This window comes from Bacillus sp. OxB-1 (genome assembly GCF_000829195.1).
Lineage (GTDB): Bacteria > Bacillota > Bacilli > Bacillales_A > Planococcaceae > Sporosarcina.
In genome coordinates, this window is sequence record NZ_AP013294.1 from 1,808,559 (window position 1) to 1,831,173 (window position 22,615).

Below are 22,615 nucleotides of genomic sequence, written 5' to 3' on the forward strand. Positions count from 1 at the left end.
TGCCTCAGTTTCCTCCCAAGGTGTACGAGTTCGCCCTGAGGGTGTGCCAGTTTCCCCGGGGTGTGCGAGTTTTAGAGCAGGGTGCCTCAGTTTCCTCCCAAGGTGTACGAGTTCGCCCTGAAGGTGTGCCAGTTCCTATCCCTCAACCCTCTTCGCACTCTTCTCCAAGTAATTCACAATTCCCATCGCGCTGACATCCATGTCGAGTTCGATCATCTTATATGCCCGATGATCATCCGGAACGCCGAGCTCCCGGAGGTGGGTGCGGACCCGGGTTAATATGCGTTCTGTCAAGGCAGCGTGTCCTTCTCTTTTGGCGGCTGCCGCCTTGGCCTCTTCCATGAATACCCCGAGCCACTCGGACACTTGGTGCAATGTTTCATTGGGCGATGTGCTTGCCCCGAAATGACCGAAGTAGATGACATCTGGATTTTTAGCCATGAAACGGTCGATGGCCTGCTGCATCTTGTCCGGGTCGAACTGGTTTGGCGATGTGGACGGCGGGAAGAATGCCACTCCGTCTTGTATCAACGGTTCATAGCGGATGCCTGCTGTGTCGCCGATGAATATGCCGTTGCTGACCGGGTCGTAAATGCTGATATGGTGGTTGGCGTGCCCTGGCGTATCCCAGAACTCCAGCGTGCAAGCTTCCCCGATCTTCAGCGTATCGCCTTCGGTCATTTCCAAGATCCGGTCTTCCGGGATCGGGACAACCGGATCGAATAGTTCGTCAAACCGCTCTCCGTAGACGGCCCGGGCTCCTGCCACCAACCGGCTTGGGTCCGCCAGATGGCGTGCGCCTCTAGGATGAACGACGGCTTTGGCGTTCGGGCATTCCGTCATGAGCAGCCCTGCCCCGCCTGAATGGTCCAAGTGGACGTGTGTTGCGATGATATATTTGATCTGATCCAACGAGATCCCCAGCGTTTCTAACCCCTTTTTAACATGAGGAATCGACGTGCTCGGCCCTGTATCGACCAGTGTGATATCTTCCTCCATGATGACGTATGTCCCCGTGCGTTCCTCCAAGCCGAGGTCGAATCCATCCAATATGTAGATCCGGTCGTCCAGCTTGATCGGTGCTTTTTGCTGCATTTTACAACCCCCCAGTTGAATTGATACTTTCCACTCCTCCTTAACTCATTTTCGACAATTTGGAAGGATTCTCCTTGTTTTGTGACGAAAATTAGACGGTGGTAGGTCATTTAGGTTACATATTCGTAAAATATTCGTTGTATTTCAACATAATTAGTATAATAGATATAACATTCCGAGTAATTCCATAGATGGATGATAATGGAGAGAGAGGGGATTTCGTGAACAGTCTATTGAGCGTATTCCGTAAGAGGAAAGAAGGGTTTCTCGAAACGGGCAAGCCGCTTGTCGTGACGATGCAGTTGGAGGCAGGGCAGATGACGAAGCAGGCCAAGTTGATCGGATTGTCTGAAGAGGATTTGCAGGTCCTGAGGCGTATGAAGCCGATCATCGCCTCGCACTTGCCGGATATGGTGGACAAGTTCTATAGGAAGTTATTGGAGGTGCCTCTGTTGGAATCGATTATCTTCCGGCATAGTTCACCGGAACGGCTGATCGGGAAGCTTATACACATCTGACTGTAATGCTGGATGGAAAGATCGATGATGCGTATATCCAGCAACGGATGACGATTGCGCGGGTCCATTATGAGATCGGACTCGACCCGCAATGGTATATCGGGGCTTTCCAGCTGTTGCAGGACGCGTTCTTGCAATGTTTGCAGGAGAAAGAGGACGACCCGCAGGAGATGTACCGCTCCATGCAAGCACTTACGAAAATATTTAATTTCGAGCAGCAATTGGTGTTGGAAGAATATCATAAAAGCTACCTGCGAGGCATAGCGGACGAAAATGCGAAAGTGCGAACGGAAGTGAAGGAACGGATCGGGGCTACGAGTGGAGATCTTGTGACAATCAGCGAGGAGACACAAGCGTCGATGGAGGAGCTGATTGCCAGCAGCAATGAGGTGGCAGCGACAGTGCAGCAGACGAAAGAACAATCGACAGTCACGCAAGAGTTGGCACGTGAAGGCTATACGCAAATGGAATCGCTGCATGAGAAGATGATGCAGATAAAAAAGAGTGCGAGTGACATGCAGCGAATCATGGGGCAGTTGGATTTATCGTCGAAGGAAATCCAAAATGTGATTACGATTGTACGGACGATTGCGGACCAGACCAATTTGCTGTCATTGAACTCGGGCATCGAAGCGGCAAGAGCGGGAGCATACGGGAAAGGCTTTGCGGTCGTCGCGGAGGAAATCAGAAAGTTGGCGGATGAGACGAAACAGTCGATCGGGCAGATTACGGATTTGATTCAACGTAATGGAGGGTATATCGGCAACGCTTTGGAAACACTTGCGGAAATGCAGGAGCGGATAGTGGAAGGAAGCGAAGACTCGGAGGGAACGAAGACGACATTCGAGAGCATTGTAGCCGCCATGGATGCGAATATCCGCTGCATCACTTCGGCGGTGAGCGAATTGCAGGCGTTGGTGGCAGGCATCGGGCAAATGGGGCGGGCGACAGAGCAGATTGCCGACTCGGCAGATGCGTTGAATGAAACGACACATAGTTTTTAAGTGAAGACCGGTTCGGGGGAGGACCGGTTTTTCATTTCAACTGGAAATTCCAAGTTTTGCTCAACATCGGAACGGGTTCGCCGATATTAGAAATAACGAACGTTCTCAAATACAAGGGGGTATGGGAGATGGTCAGTCGGATTGGGGGAAGTCCTGTCACACCACAGGCAGGCGTAGTAGCTGACAGTGTGGCGTCCACCAAGGATGTGGAGATGGTCAGCGAAATGCAAGCTATACGAGACAATCAGCAAGCGGTGGAACAACAGGTATTGCCGCTGGAAAAAGCGAAGCAGCTAACCGAGAGCATGAACAATTTTCTGGAAAGCACAAATACCCAACTACGATTTGAATTCCATGATCAGCTGCATGAATACTACGTGACAATCGTCAATTCGAAAACAGACGAAGTCGTCCGTGAAATTCCATCGAAGAAACTGATGGACATGCACGCGGCCATGCGCGAATTCCTCGGACTGCTCATTGACCGGAAAATCTAACAAAGGTGTGTGAAAATGTATGAGAATCAGTGGTTTAGCAACAGGAATGGACACGGAGTCGATCATCCGCGACATGATGAAGGCCCACCGGATACCGTTGGACAAGATTACGCAGAAGAAACAGTATTTAGAGTGGCAGTTGGATGATTATCGAAGCATCAACCGGAATTTGAAATCACAGAGTGACAAGCTGTTTGATACAGTTATGAAGCAAGGGAATTACTTGCAGAAGGCGGTTACGGTTTCGAACACGGATGCGGTTAATATCCGGGCTTTGAATGCGACGTCTGATTTTTCAGGGACGCTGGCAGTGCATCAGTTGGCGAAGCAGGCGACTTTGCAGGGTGAGGGAATTACGAAGGGCGACAATACAAGTACTTATACGGATGAGGAAATAAAGACTTTAAAATTATCCGAACTGGACTTCGCCACGGGAGAAATCGATATTTCAATCCAAGTCCCAGGAGAAAGTTCACCGAAAAAACTGACCTTTACTGCGGATGACACAATTAGTAAAGTACTAAAAAGAATTAATGAAGAAACTGGCGTGAGTGCGTTCTATGACGCACATACAGGTAAAATTGCGATGACAGCAAAAAAAAGCGGGGGTAGTGAAACCGATAATATCATTCAGGTTAACGGTGATTTGGCCGGACATCTGAAACTAAATGGAAACGGTGCTGCCGTCCAAAAAGGACAAAATGCCATTTTCACGTTCAATGGCTTGCAAACAGAACGTTCATCCAACACATTCCAGATCAACGGATTTGAAATCAACCTGAAGCAAGTGACAGATCCGCCGGTGAAAAACGAATTGGGTGAGGACACATACCCGACAACAAACGCCATAACCTTCAGCTCGGCCCCGAACACGGATAAAATCGTAGATTCCGTCGTCCAATTCGTAAACGATTATAATAAAATGATCGAGGAATTGAATGCCAAAATCCGGGAGCCGAAGTATCGGAACTTCCAACCCCTATCAGATGAGCAGAAGAAAGAGATGAAAGAGAAAGAGATTGAGCTTTGGGAAGAGAAGGCGAAGAGCGGTACATTGCGCAACGACCCGACAGTCTCCAGCATGCTATCACAGCTGCGAACAATTATGAGCAGTCCTGTTACGATTGAGGAGGGCCCGCCCGAGCAAAAAATGATGCTAAGCGATATCGGTATCTCCATGTCCAAGAGTTACACGGATAACGGGAAGCTCACTATCGATGAGGACAAGCTGCGTGAAGCTATTGCTACTAATCCAGAAAACATCTATAAGTTGATTGGTCGAGCGGATAATGAAGCGACTGATACGAAAGATAACAGCGGAATCGCGGTCAAGTACCGGAAAGTTCTGCAAAGTGCGGAATCGGACATCAAGAAAAAAGCCGGCAGCGCCGGAGCAGTCAATGATACATTCACTCTCGGCCGCAGCTTGAAAGACATGAATAACCAAATCGAACGTTTCGAAGACCGCCTGAAAATGACCGAAGACCGCTACTGGCGGCAGTTCACGGCGATGGAGCGGGCGATCCAGCGCGCGAATGCGCAATCAGCACAATTGATGAGTTCCTTCGGCGGTGGCATGTAAGGATAATGCAAGATAAAAGGAGATACACACAATGGCGATTAACAATCCATATGCAGCGTACCAGAACAACTCGGTGAACACTTCAACGCCTGGCGAACTGACGCTCATGCTGTACAATGGCTGCTTGAAGTTCATTGCACAGGCGAAGAAAGCGTTGGAAGACGGCAATATTGAAGAGAAGAACAAGTCGGTGCAGAAGGCGCAAGCGATTGTGACGGAATTGATGTTGACGTTGGATACGTCGATGCCGATTTCGGAAAATATGATGGTCCTCTATGAATTTGTCAACAACCGGCTGCTCGATGGCAACATTAAGAATGATAGCAAGTTGTTCGACGAGGCGGGAGACATCATCACTGAATTCCGTGATACGTGGAAGCAAGTGATTCAGATTAACCGGCAAAAACAATATGCCAATGTGGATGAAATATGATCCGTCCCGCACTTGCCGCTTGGCGTGATGTGACGGAGCAATTGCTGGCCGCCACCCGACGGAACAGCGAGGCGGAACGCGACGAGACAATTGTGGAAATCGAAGGCCTGCTGGACAAGCGGGACAAGCTGCAGCCTCACATCGCCGCTCCGCATTCTCCGGAGGAAGCCGACTTCGGGAAGGAGCTCATGATGCTCGAACAGCAGGTCCAGCGCGAACTAGCCGCTTTCCTCAAGCTGATCCGGAACAATATATCCGAGACCCAGGCGAAAAAAGACAATATGAACAGCTACGTCAATCCCTACAGCCAACTAGGGCGAGACGGCTCTTATTATGATACGAAACAATGAAGTTCGAAAGGGGATTCTCTCTTTCGGGCTTTTTATTTTTGGGCGATGTGGGAAAAAATGAGGCGGCTTGGAATCGATGACAATCTTCTCGGTACAACTTCATAACGATCCTTGGCTACTGGAGAAGACAACTAATTAGAAGTGAAATCTCTTAATATCCGAATAGTTAGGCTCTTCATCCTATATGAATGAATCGTCATTCATGATATATTTTACATACTTTATTATTCTGAAATACCTATTTAGGAAAGGGTGAGTAAGGGTGTCGATTGTACAATTAAAAGAAAGTGATTGGCTTCAAAAGAATCAGATCATGGCAGCGGGATTCCTTATTGCGTCGGGGCTTGGTCTATTGGCGCAGTTGGTACAGCGGTCGAATCAGGCCATCATCTTATCAGTGGCGATTCCGTTTGTTCTGGCAGGGCTTTTTTACCTCATTAGTCATCGGGTGAAAGTGATTTTCCGGACGCTGCCTTACATCTTGCTTCTTCTGAATTTTTGTATCGCCGTCAGTGTCATTTTTCTATCCGAGGCGAATTTGGGGTCCATCGGCATCATCATTCTTTTGCTTATCATAGGTTCGATCCATGGCGTGTTCAAGATTCTCATTTTCGGCTATACGCTGAGTTTCATCGCACTCCTGCTCAATAATCGGCATTTCATTGAACCCGGCTTGGTGGAGGGGAGTGGGGTGAATCTGCTGATCCTGCATTTCCTTTCGGGGGTCATCCTGTTTCTCTTGGTCCGGCAAAACCGGCGGATGCTCGTGCGTATCGAGGCGTTGGTCACCATGACGGAGAAAAAGGCCAAGGAAGAAGAAGCACATGCACAGCGGTTGGACGAGGCGGTCGGCAATATCACGGCAAACTTGGCGCAACTGCGAGCCGGGGCAAAAACAGCCTCGGATTCGCAACGTGAAATGTTGGCGGCTGTGAATGAAGTGAGCGCAGGCACCCAGGATCAGACAGACCATATTACGACTATCGCGCTGAATGCGGAGCACACGCATGAAGCGGTGCAGCATATAACGGCCGGTTTGGAGGAGATTGTCGGGCAAGCCGAGGAAGCTGGACAAAAAGCGGATGAAGGGTCAGCCCAAATGGCGGAATTAAAGGAAAGCATCGACTCGTATTCGGCATTCTTCGACGAACTTACGGAAACATTCGAAATGCTGTCCGAAAAGATTACAGAGACGAACGGGTTCGCGAGTTCGATCAAGGAAGTCACGGAGCAGACGAATTTACTGGCGCTGAACGCATCCATCGAGGCGGCACGGGCGGGGGAGCACGGGAAAGGGTTCTCGGTCGTGGCCAGTGAAATCCGGAAATTGGCCGGCATGACAGCCGGGACGTTGACGAAAATTGATGCGAATCTGGCAGAGGTGAATCGCTACAACGCACTGGCACTGTCGAAAATCGAGGAAGGGTCGCAACAAGTTGCCAGGCAGACAGCGATTTCCGAGGAGTCGGATCGCTCGTTCGGGGCTTTATTCAAAACGATGGGGATTTTACGTGAGGAGTTATCGGAATTTCTCCAAGGCTTCGGGAAAATCAATGAGAACAGCAACGAGATCCGCGAGCGGACTCAACAGTTCGCAGCAATCATGCAGCAGAGCACAGCGATGATCGAGGAGGTGAGTGCAACATTAACCGAGCTGACGGAAGAACAGCAAAGGATCGCACGATATATCCAAGAGACACATGAAGAGGCGTTTCGGATCAAAGGATAAAATGAAAAGGATTGAGCAAAGAACGGAGTAGTGGAAGGGGCAAGGGATGAGTAAGGGCAATGCGCAGGCACAAATCGCCGGGTTATGCGACAAGTTTGAGACGGGAAAGGGTCCGTTTGTACAATAGACGGCGGCGGATTTGATAACTGGGTCAAGTGGTGCCTTGGAAGAATTGAACGCCGCCTAATAACCAAATCATTTCTATGCAATAGTCGACACTAAGCGCGCCTGAAGCCTGTTGAAAATTTAAAAAACTGCATGGAATCTGTTATACTGGGGGCAGACGTACAATAAGCTAGGGAACGGAGTGTGATCTATGCTTTATAAACGTACCGAGTATTTCAGATATACGTTCGGCGAGCCGCTGGAGGCCGAATTCCGGATTTTCAAGGCGGAAGGGCAGTCGAACCCGGGCGAGTGCAAGATGCTCGATCTCAGTCCGGGCGGGGCAAAATTGTATTCGACGTATGATATCCCCGTTGGACAGAGGGATGTACGGTTGTCGCTGAAGTTCACAGTCTATAATTATCCGCTGGACATCTATGGGAAGGTGCTCTGGAAAAAGCCGTTCAATCAAGGCCATATGTACGGGTTCGAGTTTGAAGAGGATCGGAAACTTGGTGAGTTGATCATCGGGGAGTTGAAATTGCGGCGGCGTGCCGAAGCGGATGCCGAACGCTGACAATTCGCACTGGCAATGGACGGGCGGTTTATTCAACAATCCGTCACACTTCGACATTATTTAGAAAAAGGGCGAGTTTTTTTAAAGGGTTTACCGGGTATCATGTAGAAGTAAGGATTATCGGTAAATAAAGGAGGAGTTCATATGCTAGACTTTAACATCCGCGGTGAAAATATCGAGGTGACTCCAGCAATTCGCGAGCATGTGGAGAAGAAGGTCCAGAAGCTTGAGAGATACTTCACAGAAGGCGCGAACGCAACAGCCCATGTTAACTTGAAAGTGTATAATGATAAACAGACTAAAGTGGAAATTACCATTCCAATGAAAAATTTGACCCTCCGAGCAGAGGAACGCCACGACGACATGTACGCGGCGATCGACTTGATCGTCGACAAGCTCGAACGTCAAATCCGAAAATATAAAACGAAAGTCAACCGCAAATTCCGCGAGCGCGAAGGCGTCGCCGCTTTCTTTGCATCCGTGAACAATGACAAATCGAACGAAGCTCCGGCGCAGGCGGAAGAGGACACGGAATTCCCGATCGTCCGCACGAAGCAATTCGATTTGAAACCGATGGATCAGGAAGAAGCGATCTTGCAAATGAACATGCTCGGCCACAACTTCTTCATCTTCACTGATGCAGAATCCGATGGGACGAACATTGTCTACAAACGCAAAGACGGCAAGTATGGTTTGATTGAAACGAACTAAATAAACTGAATTCTACAATCCCCCGTGCAGAAGATTTGCCGGGGGATTGTTTTATTGGTTGGATTATACGTTCCGCGCTCATAACTTTGCGGGGACGCTCATAATTCTCGTTCTGCGCTCATAACTTTGCGGGACCGCTCATAGTTCTCGTTCTGCGCTCATAACTTCGCGGGACCGCTCATAGTTCTCGTTCCGCGCTCATAACTTCGCGGGACCGCTCATAATTCCTGTTCCGCGCTCATAACTCCGCAGGACCGCTCATAGTTCTCGTTCTGCGCTCATAACTTCGCGGGACCGCTCATAGTTCTCGTTCCGCGCTCATAACTTTGCGGGGACGCTCATAATTCTCGTTCTGCGCTCATAACTTTGCGGGACCGCTCATAATTCCTGTTCCGCGCTCATAACTTCGCGGGACCGCTCATAATTCTCGTTTCGCGCTCATAACTTCGCGGGGACGCTCATAGTTTTCGTTCTGCGCCCATAACCCATGCTCTCCCACCACAACTTTCTCCAAGCCCCATTTCTCCCCGATTTCCAACCGCTCTCATTTGCATGGGGCTTTTCGCAGTGTTAAAATGAAGGGTGAACTAAATGAGGATGTGACCTATAAATGCTTGGCGTATTAAATAAAATGTTTGATATGAATAAACGGGATTTGAAACGCCTGGATAAGGTAGCGGACCAGGTGGAATCGCTTGCCACGGAGATGGAGCGACTGTCAGATGAGCAGCTGACTGCGAAGACGGAAGAGTTCAAGGAACGGCTTGCGAAAGGTGAAACGCTCGATGATCTCCAAGTCGAAGCGTTTGCCGTCGTCCGCGAGGCGTCGCGCCGGGTGCTTGGGATGTATCCGTTCCGTGTCCAGCTCATCGGGGCTGCGGCTTTGCATGAAGGCAATATTGCAGAGATGAAAACCGGGGAAGGGAAGACGTTGACGTCAACTCTTGCGGTTTACTTGAACGCGCTGGCAGGCAAAGGGGTCCACGTCGTGACGGTGAACGAATACTTGGCGAGCCGGGATGCGACGGAGATGGGGCAGTTGTACGAGTTTCTCGGGCTGTCGGTCGGTTTGAACTTGAACAGTCTGTCGAAAGAGGAGAAACGCGAAGCGTATGCAGCGGATGTCACATATAGTACGAATAACGAGCTCGGCTTCGACTATTTGCGCGATAATATGGTGCTGTACAGTGAACATAAAGTGCAGCGACCGCTTTTCTATGCGGTCATTGACGAAGTCGACTCGATTTTGATTGATGAGGCGCGAACGCCGTTGATCATTTCCGGGCAAGCCGCGAAATCCGCGGAATTGTACCGGTTGGCGAACCGTTTTGTCATTTCCTTGAAAAAAGATGAAGATTATTCCTACGATGAATCGACAAAAGGCGTCGTGTTGACGGAAGCGGGCATCGAGAAGGCGGAGAAGGCCTTTTCGATCGACAACCTTTTCGATTTACAGCATGTTTCGCTGAACCATGCGATCAGTCAGTCGTTGAAAGCTCATGCTAGTATGCACATCGATGTCGATTATGTCGTCGAAGAGGGCGAAGTCGTCATCGTCGATTCATTTACAGGCCGTCTGATGAAAGGCCGCCGTTACAGCGACGGTTTGCACCAGGCGATTGAGGCGAAAGAAGGCTTGGAAGTTCAGAATGAGTCGATGACGCTTGCGACGATCACGTTCCAGAACTTCTTCCGGATGTATGAAAAGTTGGCCGGTATGACCGGGACGGCGAAAACGGAAGAGGAAGAATTCCGGAATATTTACAATATGAATGTCATCGCGATTCCGACGAATCGTCCGATTGCGAGGGATGACCGGGCAGATTTGATTTACGCGACGATGGACGGCAAGTTCAAGGCGGTTGCGCAAGATATCAAGGAACGTCATGAGAAAGGCCAGCCGGTTCTTGTCGGAACGGTTGCGATCGAGACGTCCGAAATCATTTCGAAGTACTTGACGAAATTCGGCGTGAAGCATAATGTATTGAATGCGAAAAACCATGGCCGGGAAGCGGAAATCATCCTGGAAGCCGGGCAACCGGGCGCAGTGACGATCGCGACGAACATGGCAGGCCGGGGGACGGACATCAAACTCGGCGACGGCGTTCAGGAACTCGGCGGTCTGGCGGTCATCGGCACGGAGCGGCATGAGTCGCGCCGGATCGACAACCAGCTCCGTGGACGTTCCGGGCGACAAGGGGATCCGGGGATCACGCAGTTCTACCTATCCTTGGAAGACGAATTGATGCGCCGTTTCGGGTCGGATCAAATGAAAAACATGATGACGAAACTCGGAATGGACGATACGACTCCGATCCAGTCCCGGATGGTGTCGAGGTCGGTTGAATCAGCGCAGAAACGGGTAGAGGGGAATAACTTCGATGCGCGGAAGCGTCTCCTTCAATATGATGATGTCCTGCGTCAACAGCGGGAAATCATTTATAAGGAGCGGAATGAAATCCTCGAATCCGACAACATCCGTGGTGTGCTGGAGCAGATGTTGGCGAATGTCATCGATAATGCGGTAGCGATCCATACGACCGAAGAGAAGCCGGAAGATTGGAATTTGAAAGGGTTGGAAGACTATCTAGGTGCGAATCTGCTTCCGGAAGGCCGTTTGACAAAGGCCGACATGGAAGGGAAATCGGTTGACGAGTTGAAACGACTGATCACTGATGCCGTGACGGCGCGTTACGATGAGAAGGAAGAGGAAATGTCGGAAGAGCGCATGCGTGAATTCGAGAAAGTCGTTCTGCTGCGCGCCATCGATACAAAATGGATGGACCATATCGACGCGATGGAACAGCTGCGCGGCGGAATCCATTTACGTGCCTATGGCCAGACTGACCCACTCCGGGAATACCAATCGGAAGGGTTTGCGATGTTCGAGGAAATGGTTTCGGCGATTGAAGCTGACGCGGCGAAATATGTCATGAAAGCGGAAATCCGCAACAACTTGGAGCGTGAGGAAGTCGCAAAAGGGCAGGCCGTCAACCCGAAAGAGGACGGCGAGCAAGTGAAGAAGAAACCGGTACGGCGTGCGGTGAACATCGGACGAAATGATCCATGCCCATGCGGCAGCGGGAAGAAATATAAAAACTGCCACGGCAAAGCATAAGCGGCCGGGCAACCCAATTTCAGGAGGAAACTGTAATGATTGAATTATCCGATGTACGAAACGAGTTAGACAAAACAGCTAAGAAATTAGCGGACTTCAGGGGGTCTCTTTGACTTAGAAAACAAAGAGGCACGTATCCAGGAGCTCGACGAGGTGATGTTGGAGCCGGGATTCTGGGATGACCAGGACGCGGCACAGAAAGTCATTTCCGAGTCGAATGGCTTGAAAGACATCGTCGGCGATTTCAACGAATTGAACGAAGAGCAGGAGAACTTGGAAATGACGCTCGAATTGTTGAAAGAGGAAGCCGATGCGGAACTTCAAGAAGAGCTTGGATCGGAATTGAAGGAATTCAAGACGAAAGTTGAAGCGTTCGAGCTGCAAATGCTGTTGAGCGATGAATATGATAAAAACAATGCGGTGCTTGAAATCCACTCCGGTGCAGGCGGTACGGAGTCGCAGGACTGGGCATCCATGCTGCTGCGGATGTACACGCGCTGGGCGGAAGACCAAGGCTTCAAGGTCGAGACACTTGATTACCAAGCGGGCGACGAAGCAGGCGTCAAATCTGTCACATTGTCCATCAAAGGGCATAATGCGTACGGCTATTTGAAAGCGGAAAAAGGCGTGCACCGGCTCGTCCGGATTTCCCCGTTCGACTCGTCGGGCCGACGCCATACGTCGTTTTCATCGGTTGAGGTCATGCCGGAATTCGATGGCGACATTGATGTCGAAATCAAGATGGAAGACGTCAAGATCGATACGTACCGTTCGAGCGGTGCAGGCGGACAGCATGTCAACACGACCGATTCCGCGGTGCGGATGACGCATATTCCGACCGGGGCGATTGTGACGTGCCAAACTGAACGTTCGCAAATCAAAAACCGGGAGCGCGCGTTGAATTTATTGAAAGCAAAAATTTATCAGATCAAATTGGAAGAAGAGGAAGCACGGTTGCTTGAAATCCGGGGCGATCAAAAGGAAATCGGCTGGGGCAGCCAGATCCGTTCTTACGTGTTCCATCCGTATTCCATGGTAAAAGACCATCGGACCAACGCCGAAACCGGAAACGTCGGCGCGGTCATGGATGGAGAGATCGATTTATTTATTAATGCATATTTGCGTTCTAGAATCTCTTGATGAAAAAGTGCACCTCGGTGCGCTTTTTTCATTGCTTAGGAAATTATAAAATTTTGACCTGTGGATAACTGTTCGATAAAATGTTCGTATACTCGAAGGGACTGAGACGCGATGAGAGGGACTAGTGGAGTCATCAAAAGAATACTGAAAGACCATTTCGATGGGTTTTGGCAAATGCACTCTACCTTGTTTCCAGAAGCTTATCGAGAGGATATAAAAGAAACCGTCCTGAAAACAATCCGTTGTGGATCCTCGGATGTCGGATATGCGAGATATGAATGTCTGGGTTGTGAAGGGAATCCATCTCCTGTCATTGTCTGTTTCACATGCAAGAGCCGCTTTTGTAATAAGTGTGGAAAGAAATATACGGATGACTGGTCCACCAAACAGCAGGACTTAATCTTTAATGTGCCGCATCGCCACATGGTATTCACCATTCCCGAGGAACTTCGGAATATCTTTTTCCACGACCGCAAAAAATTGAATGAGTTGAGTAGACAGGTAGCCGGGGTCTTCCAATTCTATTATCGTCGTAAAAGCAGGAAGCGCAACCTACAAGCCGGGGTGATCACGGTCATCCATACGTTCGGAAGGGATCTGAAGTTCAATCCACATATACATGCCCTAGTGACGGAAGGGGCGATTGATAATCGGAATGAATGGTGTTCAAGTGATTTCATTCCCTATGAATTCTTACGGAAATCCTGGCAAAAGGTGCTACTCGATTTAATGAAGAAGTGGTTTCCCGATCACCCAAAGGCCCAGGAATTAATCAATGATTTATATAGGCGATATCCGAAAGGATTCTATGTGAACGCAGAACAGAAAATGAAGGATGCCAAAGGGGCAGCCAAATACATAGGCAGATACTTGGCGAGACCGGCCATCGCCGAATATCGCATTGTCGGATACGATGGGAAGGAAGTCGAGTTCTGGTATGAAGATCATAAAACAGGGAAACGGGTGGACGTGAAGCAGTCGGTCTATCGATTCCTGTTCAATATTTTACAGCACATCCCACCAAAACACTTCAGAATGGTGGGCCGTTTTGGGTTGTATAGCAGAAGATCGTATCAGAAGGCAAATCAAATTCTAAGCCTTTATGCCTTCATGCGGACAAAACAACTTTCCATGCTTTTGGAAAGAAGGAAAAAGAGAAAAACATATCGGGAACGGATGAGAGAGGCTTTTGATCAGGATCCGTTTATTTGCCCGTGTTGCCATCGGGAGATGGACTTGGTGGAGATTTGGCATGCTGATTATGGAATCCTGTATCATTATATGGAGGGCATGAAAATTATTAAAAGATGGGAGAAGTCGGAGGATGCCAACAGACGAAGAGCTGGATGAACTGAATCGGGCATTTTTACAATCATTAGAAGAGGATGACCCGTTCGGATTGAACGAAAAAATAAGTACGATTGAATTTAAGTGTCGGGATTGTCAGGAATTAGATGACGTTCCCGATTTTGTAGTGGCAGACTTTCAGGTCGACTTAAAACAGAACGAAGAAGTCGAGATTGAATGTCCTTTTTGTGGTGGGACCATGCATAGAGCGAAAAAAATCCCAAGTGAATCGATTTCACCTGGGACGGGGACAGAGGCGCTTTAGCGCTTTTGTTCTTTTCCGCGGTTAACTTGCAGAAAGCGGGGAATAGTGAAGAGGAGAGGACTTTGCCGAAACCGAAAGTCATTCTCGTTTGTCATGGATTTGATAAAATTCGGATAGTTGACCGACGGGAATCGATGGTGGGTTTTGGTATACTTAAGGTTGTAGCACATTATTTCACAATAGGAGGTCACGACATGAAGAAAAAGCTGTTAGCAATGATGCTTGGCGCTGGACTTGTCCTCGGGGCATGCGGCGGCAACGATGACAACGCAGGTGACACGAACAATGATGCAAACACAGGCACGTCCGGTGGCGGCGAAACCGCTTCGGCCGACGCTGAAGCTCTTTACAGAAAAAGCTGTATCGGCTGTCATGGCGCCAACTTGGAAGGTGCGAGCGGACCGAAGTTGAGTGATGTCGGTTCCCGTCTATCCGAAGAGGAAATCCGCACAATCATTCTGGAAGGTAAAGGCAACATGCCTCCTGGACTTCTTAAAGGCGAAGAAGCCGATGTTGTCGCGAAATGGCTTGCTGAAAAAAAATAACATATCTGATCCCCATCCCGCAATCGGCCTCGGCTGATTGCGGGTTTTCCGTTCGTCACTTGTGTTCGGCGCTCATATATGCATATTTAGCGCTCATATGTCTTTTTCCGCGCTTATATCTCACTGAGTCGCGCTCATACAGCAACGTCCTGCGCTTATAACTTCGTATTTGCGCTCATACTCCGTGCCCTCGCGCTCATAACTTGGGGTTCCGTGATCAACAACAGGAGCTGAAATTTTGCGCCAAGTGCTGATAACTGGTGCGGAGTGCTGATAACTTGCGCCAATTGCTGATACATTACGTCAAGTACCGATAACCCGTGCCAAGCGTTGACCCCACTCCACCACCACCAACCATCGATTGAAATCTCCTCATAAGCTATCCAACACATTATTCCACGAAATCACCTATAATTTTTTCATTCAATATTTTCTGTTCAAGATATTATCAAATATCGACATCGAACTGAAAAATAGCGTAGGATTTCCGACATGGTCCGAGGTTAGTAGCTTGGTACTGTGTTGTTTTCGCGACAACGAATGCTGTCGCTTTCAAATGAAATATATCTGTAATACTTACCTGTTGGCGAATCGTGCTATAATGGGCATGTTGAGTCAAAAAAAGGATTACGAATCAGGTGGTTTCAAACAATGATTGTGATGAAAGATGTTTACAAGAAATACCCGAATGGTGTCGTCGCAGCAAATGGCATCAATGTCGAAATTGAGCGGGGCGAGTTTGTCTATGTCGTCGGTCCGAGCGGTGCTGGGAAGTCGACGTTCATCAAAATGATGTACCGCGAAGAGGTTCCGACGAGTGGTGAAATTCTGATCAACGGCATCAATCTTGCCACCTTGCGGAATAAGCGCGTTCCGTTTCTGCGCAGGCAGATCGGTGTCGTGTTCCAAGACTTTAAACTATTACCGAAATTGAATGTTTATGAGAATGTGGCGTTTGCCCTTGAAGTGATTGAAGAACCGGTGGACAATATCCGGACGAAAGTGAATGACGTGCTCGGCTTGGTCGGTTTGACACAGAAGGCGCGGATGTTCCCGAACGAGTTGTCGGGCGGGGAGCAGCAGCGGGTTTCGATTGCCCGGTCTATCGTCAATGTCCCGAAAGTGGTCATTGCCGATGAACCGACCGGAAACTTGGATCCTGAAACGTCTTGGGAGATTATGAGGATTTTTGAAGAGATCAATGCGCGTGGAACGACAATTGTCATGGCCACCCATAACAGGGAAATCGTCAATACGTTGCGTCACCGGGTCATTGCCGTAGAAGGCGGTCTGATCACTCGAGACGAGTACGGAGGTGATTACGGCTATGAAAGCTAGAACAATCGGTAGGCATTTTCGGGAAAGTATGAAGAGCCTCGGCCGGAATAGCTGGATGACCTTCGCCTCCGTCAGCTCCGTCACTGTCACTTTGCTCCTCGTCGGAGTCTTCATTGTCATCATGATGAACTTGAATCAGCTTGCGGACAATATTGAAAGTGACGTGGAAATCAAAGTCATTGCCGATCCGGCTGCCGATCCGGAGTCCGTCGAGAAATTGGCGGAAGAGGTCAGGGGAACGGATGGCGTATTGGAAGTCGTCTACTCCTCCAAGGACGATGAATTGGAGAAAATGATCCTCTCATTCGGTGATGAATTAAGTTTATATAAACAGAATAACCCGCTTGGAGATGCGCTTTATGTAAAAGCTGAAGACCCGCATGAAACAGCGGCCATCGCCAAGAAAATCGATACATACGATTATACGTACGAGGTCGAGTACGGGGAAGGAAAAGTCGAAAAGCTGTTCAGAGTGCTGAAGACGAGCCGCAATGTTGGATTGGTCCTCATTTTAGCCCTTCTATTCACCGCTATGTTCTTAATTTCCAACACGATCCGCATCACGATTGTTGCAAGAGGGAAAGAAATTGAAATTATGAAACTTGTCGGCGCGACCAATAATTTCGTACGGATCCCGTTCTTATTGGAAGGGATTTGGCTAGGCGTTTTGGGCTCAATCATCCCGATGGTCGTCATTTCGCTCGCCTACTTCAAACTATATGAAAACTGGTCACCTAAACTGCAAGATGAGCTGTTTCAACTGCTTCATGTGACGCCGTTCATCTTCCAATTGAACGGGCTCATCCTGTTCATGGGTGTCTTTATCGGCGCGTGGGGAAGTTTCATGTCAGTCCGTAAGTTTCTTAAAGTCTGAGCCTGAAAGAGATGCTGAAAGGGGAACTGGGAAGTTGAAAAAGTACAAGCTGTTACTCTCAAGCGTGATTGCGGTCTTTCTATTATCCACCCTGTTAGGTGGGACAGGCGCTTTGGCCAATACGTTGAACGACCTGAAAAAAGAGCAGAAACAACTCGAACAAAAACAGAACAAAATAAATAGCAACATCAATACGAAAAAGAAAGAGATTGCCGAAAAAAAGACGACGATTGAAAAGATTCTGGATCAGATCACGAAGTTGAACGGCGAGATTTCGGAAACGAATCAAAACATTGCGAGAGTGAAAGAATTGATTCAGGTCACGAAAGAAGAGATCGGTGCTCTTCGCCTTTCCATTGAGGATTTGGAGAAGAAAATAGCGGAACGGGATGTCGTTCTTCGGGAACGGGTTCGCGCGATGCAGGTGAAAGGGAATTCCGTCAACTATATCGACGTGCTTCTCGGTGCAAATAGTTTCGCAGATTTCATCGACCGTTTTTCCGCAGTCAACACATTGATGGACGCAGACCGCAAAATCATGGAGCAGCAAGCCGAGGATATTGCGCAGCTGGAAAAAGAAAAAGCGCTTGTAGAACAGAAGCTTGCTGAGCAGGTAGCGAATAAAAAGAAGCTGGAAGAAATGAGAGCTTCTTTGCAATCTCAGAAATCGCAGAAAAACAAATTGATTGACCAGCTCGAAAAGGAGCAGGAAAAGTTGGAGAATGAAAAAGGCCAACTGGAAAGTGAACTTCATGAAACCCATAAAGTGAGCAAGGAAGTAGAGCAAAAGATCGTCGCTGAGCAGAAGCGCCTTGCTGAAATTGCGCGGAAAGCCGAAGAGGAGCGCAAACGGAGAGAAGCCGCAGCCCGGCAAAATAGTGGGGGTGGAGGCGGAGGAGGAGGAAGTTATACACCACCTCCAGCAGTTTCAAGCGGAACATGGACGAAGCCATCCACTGGAAGATTCACCTCTTCCTTCGGCTGGCGGACTCATCCGATCAGCGGAACGAAACGTCAACACCGGGGTGCCGACTTGGCCAACTCGGTCGGAACGCCAGTAGTAGCCGCAGGTGATGGAGTCGTCTCCTATGCGGGCACGATGGGAACCTATGGGAATGTCATCATGATCACCCATTCGGTAGATGGACAGATTTACACTACGTTATACGCCCATTTATCGAGCATTGGCGTGAGCAGTGGCCAACATGTCGACAAAGGCCAATATATCGCAGCGATGGGGAATACAGGCGGTTCCACTGGTCCGCATCTCCATTTTGAATTCCACATCGGCAACTGGTCGGCAAGCGGCCCAAGCGCCGTCAACCCGCTTCACTATGTACCGTTTTAATTGAAACTCGATCCGCCTCTACTAAGGGGCGGGTTTTTTTAGTTTCAAAGGAAAGGTTCTTCGTAAACGGGGAGTGAGGTTTCCAACGATGTACTGTAGTTGTCCAACGAATCGCAGGAGATGTCCAACCAACGAGCGGGGGTGTCCAACGAACGGGAGAAGATGTCCAACGAAGGGCGAGGTTTCCAACGATGTACTGTAGTTGTCCAACGAATCGCAGGAGATGTCCAACCAACGAGCGGGGGTGTCCAACGAACGGGAGAAGATGTCCAACGAAGGGCGAGGTTTCCAACGATGTACTGTAGTTGTCCAACGAATCGCAGGAGATGTCCAACCAACGAGCGGGGGTGTCCAACGAACGGGAGAAGATGTCCAACGAAGGGCGAGGTTTCCAACGATGTACTGTAGTTGTCCAACGAATCGCAGGAGATGTCCAACCAACGAGCGGGGGTGTCCAACGAACGGGAGAAGATGTCCAACGAAGGGCGAGGTTTCCAACGATGTACTGTAGTTGTCCAACGAATCGCAGGAGATGTCCAACCAACGAGCGGGGGTGTCCAACGAACGGGAGAAGATGTCCAACGAAGGGCGAGGTTTCCAACGATGTACTGTAGTTGTCCAACGAATCGCAGGAGATGTCCAACCAACGAGCGGGGGTGTCCAACGAACGGGAGAAGATGTCCAACGAAGGGCGAGGTTTCCAACGATGTACTGTAGTTGTCCAACGAATCGCAGGAGATGTCCAACCAACGAGCGGGGGTGTCCAACGAAGGGGGGAAGCTGTCCAACGAACGGCGAGGTATCCAACGATGTACTGCAGTTGTCCAACGAATCGCGGGAGATGTCCAACCAACGAGCGGAGTTGTCCAACGAACGGGGGAGGCTGTCCAACCATTGGCATGTCGGTTAACCGAACGAGAATACGTGCCTTCCCGCTCGCGATACCGAGGAATGTACAATCATAAATCCCTTATTTCCACTTCAGCTCGGGTAGAGTATTACATTGAGCAAAACAATCGATTTTCATTCCCGTTTTAGATACGATATAGGGTATATGAAACGGAAGGGAGTTGCGGAAGGATGCCGGTTACAAAATGGTTCATTATCTGGAGTGTGACGGTGCCTTCCACGTGGCTGGCGCTTTTGCTCGCTTTTCTCCTTTCCTATGTTGCGGTTCGGGTTTTGTACCAGAAGGAAGAGGCGGATCTGATCGCGGATTCTTTCTTTTGGCTGGTCATCGTTTGGAAACTTTCCGTCGTGTTGACGGATTTCAAATCGGTTGTATCGGCTCCGCTTTCCATTCTTTATTTCCACGGAGGGGTCGTGGGCTTTTTCTTAGGATTGGCTGTTGTCATCGTGAAACTTTTCCGGGAACGAATGAAAAACCGGATCGGCTTGGTGCCGCTGGTGACCGCTTGGATTGTAGGCCAGTCTGTTTTCCAAGTGGCGATGGCGGTATTGAATCCGGGTGATCCTCTTGGAAGATGGGCGACCGTTGTCATTTTCACTTTGTTCCTCATCGTATATTGGATAAAACGGGCGGATTTGGCTGCAGGTTCCTGGATCTGGCTTGCGGCGGCGGTCCATGTATTTGGTGCGTCGTTCCAGCCGGAAGGGTGGCTGGGCATTCCGCTCGCCGTGACTATCGCAGTCAGTTTGGCATTCGGGGTTTTATTTCAGAGAGTTTCAAGATCGGGGGAAATCGTGTGAACAGGAAAACGACTGGCTATATCGTTGCCGCTTTGGTCATTGGCGCGATGGTGGTCATGATGGTGAAGACAAAATTGGATAAGCCGGAGCCGATTGTCTTGTCGGCGGATGATCAGGCGGCGATTGAGGCGATGGATTCACTGCCCGGGCTGAAAAAAGGGGAGATGCCGCCGGATTTCGAGTTGACGACATTGGAGGGCGAGACGGTCCGGTTATCTGAGTTGAAAGGGACGAAGGTCGTCTTGAATTTCTGGGGCTCTTGGTGTCCGCCGTGCAAGGCCGAGATGCCGCATATGCAGAAGTACTATAAGAAGAGTGCGGAGAAAGATAATGTGGAAATCTTGGCGGTCAATTTGACGTCGGGGGAGAAGAAAGGGCTTCCTGCGGTCGAACAATTTGTGAAGGCATATGGTCTGACTTTCCCGATTCCGTTAGATGAAACTGGCGCATTACTTCAGCAATATCAGGTGATGATCATCCCGACAACTTACTTCATCGGGACCGATGGGGTGATCGCCCACCGCCATGTCGGCGCTTTGGACGAGAAAATGTTGAAAGGCCTCGTGCAAGGAATGAATTGAAAAATGCCGGCTTCTTCGGTCGTAATGTCTGTCCTCGGTTCATATAGTGAACGGAGGAGGTGGCGTTGCGTATGCGAAGGAGCCGGTTTCTTTTATTTGCCGCATTGGCGGTAATTGTGACGGCCAGTTTGCTCGTGCTGGATGGCTGCACGGGAAAAGCGGAAAAGGAGACGACATCGAAAAGTTCGTTCAGTGTCATCGATGAAGCATTTGAAGTCATCAAAAAGAAAGGCGTGTATCCGGTTGAGGGGGACATGCTCGTAGAAGGGGCTTTGCGCGGAATGGCGGATGTCATCGGGGATCCCTACTCGACGTATTTATCAAAAGAGGAAGCGGCGGCCCATAAGGAATCGTTAGCCAGCGAACGGGTTGGCATCGGGGCGGAACTGACCCGGTCCAATGGAAAATTCATCATCGTGGCACCGATTAAATCTTCGCCGGCGGAAAAAGCAGGGTTGCGCCCTTATGATGAAATCGTCCGGATCGATGGCGAACGGTTGGACGGCGATACGCTACGGGATGTCGTGAAGCGGATCCGCGGCAAAAAGGGAACGAACGTGTCAATGACGATTTACCGGCCAGAGGTGGAGAAGCATTTGGAAGTGACCGTCACACGGGATACCATTCCGGTGAAGACGGTGTCTGCAGAGTTGTTAGAGGAGCGCGGTGAGAAGATCGGTTACATATCGATTACGACATTCGGCGAGGAGACGGCGAATGAGTGGCAGGAGGAGACCACCCGGGTGTTGAAAGAAGGGGCGGATGGCCTCGTGATCGATGTGCGCGGGAATCCAGGGGGCTATTTGCATAGTGTCGGTAATATTGCAGGAAGTTTATTGCAGAATGATACGGTTTTCGCTTTCATGGAGGATGCCAAAGGGGCACTTACGCCGCTAGTGACCGAACCCGTGGAAGGCTTGGAATTCGATGAGAAGTTGAAAAAGATGCCAATCGTCATTTTGCAGAATGAAGGAAGCGCTTCTGCCAGCGAAGTGTTGACGGGAGCGGTGAAGGACTTGAATCGAGGATTCATCGCCGGGACGACGAGTTTCGGAAAAGGGACTGTGCAAGAGACGATGGACTTGTCAAATGGCGGGGAAATGAAATTGTCGACTCATAAATGGTTAACACCGAAAGAGCAATGGATCCATGGCAAAGGGGTCGAAGCCGATTTGAAGGTGGAGCAGAATTATCTGTTTGAGGAGCACATCCGGATGGTGACGGAGATTTATGCGGAAGGCGATTTCCATGACGACATCGCGTATGCTCAGCGATTGTTGACTGGATTGGGATATAGCACGGGGCGGGACGACGGGTATTTCGACGAGTCCACCGCCGAAGCAGTCCACGCGTTTCGGATCGATGCCGAAGTGGATGCCGGTGACGCGATGGACCGGGTTTTCTTCACGGCCTTACGCGAACAGGTGGAAACGTACCGGAAAGATATTAAGAATGATAGCCAATTGCAAATGGCGATTGGGTATATGCATCATAAAATTACAGATAAATGATTGAATATGGATCCCCGGCGGCTTGCCGGGTTTTTGTATGGAATTATTTCAGGACTGGACAGTCAGCGTCGGGAACATGACAGAATTCTCGGGCCATGAGAGTTTCCACTAGTGCCCCCGCAGTTCCCCGGAATGTCCTTGCACTGGACCGAATTGCCATGAGTGTTTTCACCAATCCCAATAGACCCGTCTCCCCGACCATTCTACCCTCCAAATTTACCCATTCTTAAAAATCTT

Annotated in this window: 21 protein-coding genes and 1 pseudogene; 21 read left to right on the forward strand and 1 reads right to left on the reverse strand. The window is 49.5% G+C overall.

Annotated elements, in window-relative coordinates:
* Positions 1–135: 135 nt before the first annotated feature.
* Positions 136–1,095, reverse strand: a complete 960-nt coding sequence (locus tag OXB_RS08875; RefSeq protein ID WP_041073565.1) for an MBL fold metallo-hydrolase — start codon at positions 1,093–1,095, stop codon at positions 136–138.
* Between the two features lie 221 nt (positions 1,096–1,316).
* Here OXB_RS08875 and OXB_RS19315 point away from each other — a divergent pair, with 221 nt between their 5' ends.
* From OXB_RS19315 to OXB_RS08980, 21 genes and pseudogenes are all read left to right on the forward strand, one after another.
* Entirely contained in the window at positions 1,317–1,613 is a 297-nt protein-coding gene (locus OXB_RS19315) for a protoglobin domain-containing protein (protein ID WP_041073566.1), read from the forward strand.
* A gap of 47 nt (positions 1,614–1,660) precedes the next feature.
* Positions 1,661–1,804 (forward strand): annotated as a pseudogene (locus OXB_RS19440) (protoglobin domain-containing protein); the annotation flags it as partial.
* Positions 1,796–2,617 carry a methyl-accepting chemotaxis protein gene (locus tag OXB_RS19320; protein WP_442852905.1) on the forward strand — a complete coding sequence of 274 codons (822 nt, stop codon included), beginning with the start codon at positions 1,796–1,798 and terminating at the stop codon, positions 2,615–2,617. The pseudogene OXB_RS19440 and the gene OXB_RS19320, both read left to right, overlap by 9 nt.
* A 128-nt stretch (positions 2,618–2,745) precedes the next feature.
* A complete protein-coding gene (flaG, locus tag OXB_RS08890) occupies positions 2,746–3,114 on the forward strand; it encodes a flagellar protein FlaG (protein WP_041073568.1) in 369 nt (122 codons plus the stop codon).
* Between the two features lie 19 nt (positions 3,115–3,133).
* Entirely contained in the window at positions 3,134–4,696 is a 1,563-nt protein-coding gene (fliD, locus tag OXB_RS08895) for a flagellar filament capping protein FliD (RefSeq protein ID WP_041073569.1), read from the forward strand.
* A 31-nt stretch (positions 4,697–4,727) separates the two neighbouring features.
* Entirely contained in the window at positions 4,728–5,129 is a 402-nt protein-coding gene (fliS, locus tag OXB_RS08900) for a flagellar export chaperone FliS (protein ID WP_041073570.1), read from the forward strand.
* A complete protein-coding gene (locus OXB_RS08905; RefSeq protein WP_041073572.1) occupies positions 5,126–5,479 on the forward strand; it encodes a hypothetical protein in 354 nt (117 codons plus the stop codon). The genes fliS and OXB_RS08905 overlap by 4 nt, the downstream gene beginning before the upstream one ends.
* 1,099 nt (positions 5,480–6,578) lie before the next feature.
* Positions 6,579–7,208, forward strand: a complete 630-nt coding sequence (locus OXB_RS19445) for a methyl-accepting chemotaxis protein (protein ID WP_442852906.1) — start codon at positions 6,579–6,581, stop codon at positions 7,206–7,208.
* A gap of 316 nt (positions 7,209–7,524) precedes the next feature.
* Positions 7,525–7,890: a PilZ domain-containing protein gene (locus OXB_RS08915; protein WP_041073574.1), complete on the forward strand. Its 366-nt coding sequence runs from the start codon at positions 7,525–7,527 to the stop codon at positions 7,888–7,890.
* Between the two features lie 144 nt (positions 7,891–8,034).
* Positions 8,035–8,601 (forward strand): ribosome hibernation-promoting factor, HPF/YfiA family, encoded by a 567-nt coding sequence (gene hpf, locus OXB_RS08920; RefSeq protein WP_041073576.1) that lies wholly within the window; start codon positions 8,035–8,037, stop codon positions 8,599–8,601.
* A 610-nt stretch (positions 8,602–9,211) separates the two neighbouring features.
* Positions 9,212–11,719, forward strand: a complete 2,508-nt coding sequence (gene secA, locus OXB_RS08925; protein ID WP_041073577.1) for a preprotein translocase subunit SecA — start codon at positions 9,212–9,214, stop codon at positions 11,717–11,719.
* 38 nt (positions 11,720–11,757) lie between these two features.
* Positions 11,758–12,859 (forward strand): peptide chain release factor 2 gene (gene prfB / locus OXB_RS08930; protein WP_144399747.1). Its coding sequence is split into 2 segments (ribosomal slippage): positions 11,758–11,829 and positions 11,831–12,859, totalling 1,101 coding nucleotides; the frame shifts between segments, so codons are not numbered across the junction.
* A gap of 111 nt (positions 12,860–12,970) precedes the next feature.
* Positions 12,971–14,209, forward strand: a complete 1,239-nt coding sequence (locus OXB_RS08935; protein ID WP_084212371.1) for an IS91 family transposase — start codon at positions 12,971–12,973, stop codon at positions 14,207–14,209.
* Positions 14,184–14,471 (forward strand): zinc ribbon domain-containing protein, encoded by a 288-nt coding sequence (locus tag OXB_RS08940; protein ID WP_052483843.1) that lies wholly within the window; start codon positions 14,184–14,186, stop codon positions 14,469–14,471. The genes OXB_RS08935 and OXB_RS08940 overlap by 26 nt, the downstream gene beginning before the upstream one ends.
* A 194-nt stretch (positions 14,472–14,665) precedes the next feature.
* The gene (cccB, locus tag OXB_RS08945; protein WP_041073580.1) at positions 14,666–15,016 is read left to right on the forward strand and encodes a cytochrome c551; all 351 of its coding nucleotides are present in this window, start codon (positions 14,666–14,668) and stop codon (positions 15,014–15,016) included.
* Positions 15,017–15,667: 651 nt separating this feature from the next.
* Positions 15,668–16,354 (forward strand): cell division ATP-binding protein FtsE, encoded by a 687-nt coding sequence (gene ftsE, locus OXB_RS08955; RefSeq protein ID WP_041073582.1) that lies wholly within the window; start codon positions 15,668–15,670, stop codon positions 16,352–16,354.
* Positions 16,344–17,228, forward strand: a complete 885-nt coding sequence (gene ftsX / locus OXB_RS08960; protein ID WP_041073583.1) for a permease-like cell division protein FtsX — start codon at positions 16,344–16,346, stop codon at positions 17,226–17,228. The genes ftsE and ftsX overlap by 11 nt, the downstream gene beginning before the upstream one ends.
* A 34-nt stretch (positions 17,229–17,262) precedes the next feature.
* Positions 17,263–18,576 carry a murein hydrolase activator EnvC family protein gene (locus OXB_RS08965; RefSeq protein WP_041073584.1) on the forward strand — a complete coding sequence of 438 codons (1,314 nt, stop codon included), beginning with the start codon at positions 17,263–17,265 and terminating at the stop codon, positions 18,574–18,576.
* A 1,080-nt stretch (positions 18,577–19,656) separates the two neighbouring features.
* Positions 19,657–20,286 carry a hypothetical protein gene (locus OXB_RS08970; RefSeq protein ID WP_052483951.1) on the forward strand — a complete coding sequence of 210 codons (630 nt, stop codon included), beginning with the start codon at positions 19,657–19,659 and terminating at the stop codon, positions 20,284–20,286.
* Positions 20,283–20,867, forward strand: coding sequence for a peroxiredoxin family protein (locus tag OXB_RS08975; RefSeq protein ID WP_041073585.1), 585 nt, complete (start codon positions 20,283–20,285; stop codon positions 20,865–20,867). Before OXB_RS08970 ends, OXB_RS08975 begins: the two co-directional genes overlap by 4 nt.
* A 71-nt stretch (positions 20,868–20,938) precedes the next feature.
* A complete protein-coding gene (locus tag OXB_RS08980) occupies positions 20,939–22,378 on the forward strand; it encodes a S41 family peptidase (RefSeq protein WP_041073586.1) in 1,440 nt (479 codons plus the stop codon).
* Positions 22,379–22,615: the final 237 nt, after the last annotated feature.

Excerpts from the sequence above, each read along its gene's own strand:
- OXB_RS19445 (WP_442852906.1), top strand. The coding sequence starts at position 6,579 with ATGGCGGAATTAAAGGAAAGCATCGACTCGTATTCGGCATTCTTCGAC.
- ftsX (WP_041073583.1), top strand. The coding sequence starts at position 16,344 with ATGAAAGCTAGAACAATCGGTAGGCATTTTCGGGAAAGTATGAAGAGC.
- fliS (WP_041073570.1), top strand. The coding sequence starts at position 4,728 with ATGGCGATTAACAATCCATATGCAGCGTACCAGAACAACTCGGTGAAC.
- flaG (WP_041073568.1), top strand. The coding sequence starts at position 2,746 with ATGGTCAGTCGGATTGGGGGAAGTCCTGTCACACCACAGGCAGGCGTA.
- OXB_RS08980 (WP_041073586.1), top strand. The coding sequence starts at position 20,939 with ATGCGAAGGAGCCGGTTTCTTTTATTTGCCGCATTGGCGGTAATTGTG.
- hpf (WP_041073576.1), top strand. The coding sequence starts at position 8,035 with ATGCTAGACTTTAACATCCGCGGTGAAAATATCGAGGTGACTCCAGCA.
- OXB_RS08970 (WP_052483951.1), top strand. The coding sequence starts at position 19,657 with ATGCCGGTTACAAAATGGTTCATTATCTGGAGTGTGACGGTGCCTTCC.
- ftsE (WP_041073582.1), top strand. The coding sequence starts at position 15,668 with ATGATTGTGATGAAAGATGTTTACAAGAAATACCCGAATGGTGTCGTC.
- secA (WP_041073577.1), top strand. The coding sequence starts at position 9,212 with ATGCTTGGCGTATTAAATAAAATGTTTGATATGAATAAACGGGATTTG.
- OXB_RS08915 (WP_041073574.1), top strand. The coding sequence starts at position 7,525 with ATGCTTTATAAACGTACCGAGTATTTCAGATATACGTTCGGCGAGCCG.
- cccB (WP_041073580.1), top strand. The coding sequence starts at position 14,666 with ATGAAGAAAAAGCTGTTAGCAATGATGCTTGGCGCTGGACTTGTCCTC.
- fliD (WP_041073569.1), top strand. The coding sequence starts at position 3,134 with ATGAGAATCAGTGGTTTAGCAACAGGAATGGACACGGAGTCGATCATC.
- OXB_RS08940 (WP_052483843.1), top strand. The coding sequence starts at position 14,184 with ATGCCAACAGACGAAGAGCTGGATGAACTGAATCGGGCATTTTTACAA.
- OXB_RS19320 (WP_442852905.1), top strand. The coding sequence starts at position 1,796 with ATGCAAGCACTTACGAAAATATTTAATTTCGAGCAGCAATTGGTGTTG.
- OXB_RS08875 (WP_041073565.1), bottom strand. The coding sequence starts at position 1,095 with ATGCAGCAAAAAGCACCGATCAAGCTGGACGACCGGATCTACATATTG.
- OXB_RS08905 (WP_041073572.1), top strand. The coding sequence starts at position 5,126 with ATGATCCGTCCCGCACTTGCCGCTTGGCGTGATGTGACGGAGCAATTG.
- OXB_RS08935 (WP_084212371.1), top strand. The coding sequence starts at position 12,971 with ATGAGAGGGACTAGTGGAGTCATCAAAAGAATACTGAAAGACCATTTC.